Source organism: Luteibacter sp. P4_E6 (assembly GCF_056401535.1).
Window position 1 is genome coordinate 1 of sequence record NZ_JBFUJE010000315.1, and the last position, 4,649, is coordinate 4,649.

The window sequence follows — 4,649 nt, forward strand, 5'->3', positions numbered from 1 at the left end:
ATCCTGCAGGGTGAGGCCAGCCTGCTTCAGCATGCGCGGCACGGCCACGGTCGGCGCCATCAACAGGCCTTCGCCATGGACGAAGTCGACGGCTGAGATCTGCGCGTGCGTGAGGTAGGCCTGGATCGAGAGGCCACGGTTGGACGCCCATTCGTCGCTGGCCAGAAGCACGGCGGCCGCGCCATCGGACAAGCCGGTGGAGTTTCCCGCGGTCAGCGTGCCCTGGCCGGTGGTCCTGTCGAACGCCGGCTTCAGCGAGGACAGCTTCTCCAGTGTGGAATCCCCACGCAGGAAGCCGTCGCGCTTGAGACCACGGAACGGCACGACGAGGTCGTCGAAAAAGCCGGTTTCGTACGCCGCAGCCAGCTTCTTGTGGCTGGAGAGTGCGAGCTCGTCCTGCTCGAGACGACCGACCTTCCATTCCTTCGCCATCAGCTCGCAGTGGTCGCCCATGGACTTGCCCGTGCGCGGCTCGGCCACGCCGGGGAAGGATGGCTTCAGTTCCTTCAGGGAGAAACCGCGCGTCGCGACGGCGAACTTCTCCTTGAGCGTCTTCGCACGGTTCAGCGCCAGTAGTCGCTTGCGAAATTTCTGGCCGTAGACAATGGGAACGTCGCTGGTGGTGTCCGAGCCGCCGGCGATGCCGGCCTCGATCTGACCGCAGGCGATCTTGTTGGCGATGATGATGGCGTTGTCCAGCGACGTGCCGCAGGCACGCGCCGTGGTGATGCCGGGTGTCGTCGGGGCAAGCCCCGACGAAAGCAGGGCCTCACGAGCCAGGTTCCAGTCCGACGAATGGCGGATGACGGCGCCCATGGCCACCTCACCCAGCTCGGTGCCATGCAGGCCGAACTTCTCGACCAGCGATCCAAGCACCTTGACCGACATCCCGAAATTGCCGACATCGGCATAGGCGGTGTTGTTGCGGCAGAAGGGAATGCGGACGCCGCCGACCACACCCACGCGCTTTTGCGACTTTTCCATGCTCTTAAAAGGACAATCCAGGATCGTAAAGGGGTGCCGCGGCAATAGCCGTTTGCAGGCGAAGGGCTCGCGGACGCCGACGATCGCCGACGAACGCGTATCGGCAAGGCTAACCCGCATCCCCTCCGGGCGAAAGCCCGATATGCGTGGATGATAGAATCGCGTTCCTTTGCCGTTCGGAAAAACCTGCCGTGAACGAGTCGCTGATCGCCTGCCCCGCCCTCCTGGCGCTGGAACTGGCCGAGGGCGAGATGCCCGATCGGCTCGAGCTGACCCGGGACGAAGCGCAGACGCTGGCCGCCCTGGTCGCCGACGACCTCCGCGCGCTGCTGCCTGGGGTCGAGGCCTCGCGCTTCGCCCTGGTTGGCGCCTTGTTCGATGGCGTGGAGCTGCTGCGCCCCGGTTTTCCCGTGTTCGCCACGCTCGAAGAGCTGGCCCGGCGCGTGCCTCGCGTGACCACCGCCGGTGGCGTGGTGGCCTTCGGCACCCACGAAGGCCACATGCCCGCGCAGCCCCTCGTGCCGGATGCGCGCTATGCGGGTGGCCCCATGCGCCTGGTTCCCTGGATGCTGCTGGCGCCGGTGGAGCTCGCCGAGGAACTCACCGCGAAGATGGAAGTGGAGCTGGTCGGTCGCGGTGAAGCCGGCTCGGCGACGGCGGATTTCCTCATGCGGACCCTCGGCGTGCGCCTCGAACATGCGCGCTACCTAAGCCGCGACGACCTCCTCGCGCTCACCTGCGTGCAGTACGAGCACGTGAACCTGGCGCCGCTGTGGACCATGCTCGAAGCCGCTCTGCTCACGCCATATAAAGAAGAAACCGCGCTGGGCTCGCGCGGCCTGCCGTTGCGCTACGCCGAAGGTCGCGTCGGCATTCCCGGCATAGCCGGCTGGTTCGCCCGCGCGGGCACCCAGCGGGACAATCCCGCCCACGAGTTCGCCGGCACCATCTTCGAGCTGCGCCAGTACGCTGCCTTGCTCGCCGCCCACCATGTGCCCCTGCACCTGGAGGGGGAGCCGGCGCAGACCGCTGGCTATCTCATCGAAGCCATGGCCGATGCCGATCCCGCCCTGCCGCAGCCCCTGCTTTACGCCCATGAAGCCGCGGGCCTGGGCATGGCCGTGGTGACCGTCGCCCAGCCCTCGCCGGGCAAGGCGCGCATCCTCGCCCATGGCTACCCGCTCGCCCCCGATGCCCTGGGGCCGCTGCTGGATGCGCTGGCCGGGCGTTATGACACGGCCACCGAGGTCCACGCGCTCGGCAAAGTGCTGCTGGACGCACAGGGTGCGCTTTCCGCACCGGCGCCCGTGTTGCACTGACGTTTTTAAGAATCCTTCGATATACGCAGCCGCGGGGACGCATTAGAGTTGAGGCATCGTCCCTTCGGCGACCGCATGCGTCATCCAGCGCCACCCACCACCGATTCCCCGACCGACTGGGCGGCCTATCTGCTGGACCGCGCGCCGGCGATGATGGCTTACGTCGACACGTCGCTGCGTTATCGCTTTGCCAGCCCCGCGTATACGGCCTGGATGGGGATCGAGCGAGACGGCCTCATCGGACGCCGGCTCGATGAAGTCATCGCGCCTTCGGTCTATGCCCGCATTGAACCCGGCGTCACTGCCGCCCTTGCCGGCGAACCCGTCATTGCCGATCGCGAAATACGTCGCGACGACGACCAACGCTACGCCCAGGCCACGTTCACGCCGGATGTCGGTCCCGATGGCAGCATCCGTGGTGTCTCCATCCTCCTGGCCGACATCTCCGGCCGGCACATGCTCGAAGCGCGCCTGAAGGAAAGCGAGCGCCGTTTCTCGCAAGCCTTCCGCCACGCCGCGATCGGCATGGCCCTCGTCCTGCCGACCGGACGCTGGCTGCAGGTGAACGATGCACTGTGCACCATGCTCGGCTACTCCGATCAAGAGCTGCTCACCTCCGCCTATCAGGACATCACCCACCCGGCCGACCTGGCGACGGACCTCGCGCTGGTGCAGAAGATCATCGCGGGAGAGCGCGCCTCCTATCATCTGGAAAAGCGCTATATCCGCCGCGACGGGCAGATTGTGCATGCGCTGCTCACCGTTTCCCTCGTACGCGACGAACACGGCGAACCGCTGTACTTCATCTCCCAGGTCATCGACATGACCGAGCGCAAGGCCTTCGAGGACGCGCTGTTCCGCGAGCGCGAGCTGGCCGAGGTCACGCTCAAGTCCATCGGCGATGCCGTGATCACCACGGATCCGTACCTCATCGTCACCTCGCTCAATCCCATCGCCGAAGCGATGACGGGCTGGTCCAGCCATGAGGCCGTGGGTCGACCCATGGACGACATCTTCCAGCTGCGTGACCCGCTCACACGCCGGCCGATTCCCAATCCGCTACTTACCGCGGTGACCAAGAACACCATCATCGGCTTGACCACGGACGCTATCCTCGTGCATCGCAACGGCTTCGACAGCCCGATCGAGGATTCGGCCGCGCCGATTCACGATCACGCCGGCAACGTGGTCGGCGGCGTGGTGGTGTTCCACGACGTGAGCGAAACCCGTGCACTCGCGCTGAAGATGGCGCATCTGGCGCACCACGACACGCTCACCGGCCTGCCCAACCGCGCGCTGCTGCAATCGCGCATGGAATTTGCGGTCACCGTGGCTGCCCGTCGCAACCAGCGTGCTGCCCTGCTCTTTGTCGACATCGACCATTTCAAGCAGATCAACGATTCCATGGGCCACGCGGCGGGCGATGCCCTGCTACAGGAAGTAGCGCGACGTATCCGCGCCGCCGTGCGCCCGGACGACACCGTGAGCCGGCTGGGTGGCGACGAGTTCGTTGCCCTGCTACCTCACGTCGACGGTGCCTCCGATGCGGCCGCCGTCGCCGAGCGCGTGCTCGAAGCCTGCAGCGAAGCCGTGGGGGTGGATGCATCGGCGCTCGCGATCAGTTTCAGCATCGGGATCAGCGTGTATCCGGACGACGCCTTCGACGCGGAGTCGCTGCTGCGCAACGCCGACACCGCCATGTACGAAGCGAAGATGCAGGGCCGTAACGGCTATCGTTTCTTCAACGCCAGCATGAACGAGCGCAACACCGCGCGTGTCCGCATCGAGGTGGAGCTGCGCAAGGCGCTCGCACGCAACGAACTCAGCCTGCACTACCAGCCCAAGGTGGACGTGAACCTGGGTACGGTGGTCGGTGCCGAAGCGCTGCTGCGTTGGCAAGTGGATGGCGAAGATATCTATACGCCGGAGCAATTCATTCCGGTGGCCGAGGATTGCGGGCTCATCGTGCCGATTGGCGAGTGGGCACTGCGCGAAGCCTGTCGGCAGGCAGAGATCTGGGCGCGCTTGTATCGGCCCCTCTCCGTGTCGGTCAACGTCTCCGCGCTGCAATTCCAGCACACGCGCTTCTTCGAGTCGCTGCGCGGCGTGCTCGATGAGACCGGACTCCATCCCACCCTGCTCGAGCTGGAACTCACCGAACGCACGGTAATGGAAGGTGGCGACCACATTGYCGACCTCCTGCACCGGATCAAGTCACTGGGCGTGTCGCTCAGCCTGGACGACTTCGGCACTGGCTACTGCAGCCTGTCGTACCTGAAGCACTTCCCCGTCGACACCCTGAAGATCGACCGCACCTTCATCCGTGATGTCGCGTGGGACAACGAC

3 protein-coding genes are annotated in these 4,649 nt (G+C 65.7%); 2 read left to right on the plus strand and 1 reads right to left on the minus strand.

All coding sequences use genetic code 11. The annotated features are described in order from the left end of the window. The coding region (locus AC1DT2_RS16230; protein ID WP_477297443.1) for an acetyl-CoA C-acyltransferase at nucleotides 1-984 on the minus strand (984 nt) is incomplete at its 3' end. A 191-nt stretch (nucleotides 985-1,175) separates the two neighbouring features. Here AC1DT2_RS16230 and AC1DT2_RS16235 point away from each other — a divergent pair. Further along, entirely contained in the window at nucleotides 1,176-2,303 is a 1,128-nt protein-coding gene (locus AC1DT2_RS16235; protein WP_477297444.1) for a hypothetical protein, read from the plus strand. Nucleotides 2,304-2,378: 75 nt separating this feature from the next. Further along, a partial coding sequence (locus tag AC1DT2_RS16240) for a sensor domain-containing protein (protein WP_477297445.1) occupies nucleotides 2,379-4,649 on the plus strand: 2,271 nt, incomplete at its 3' end.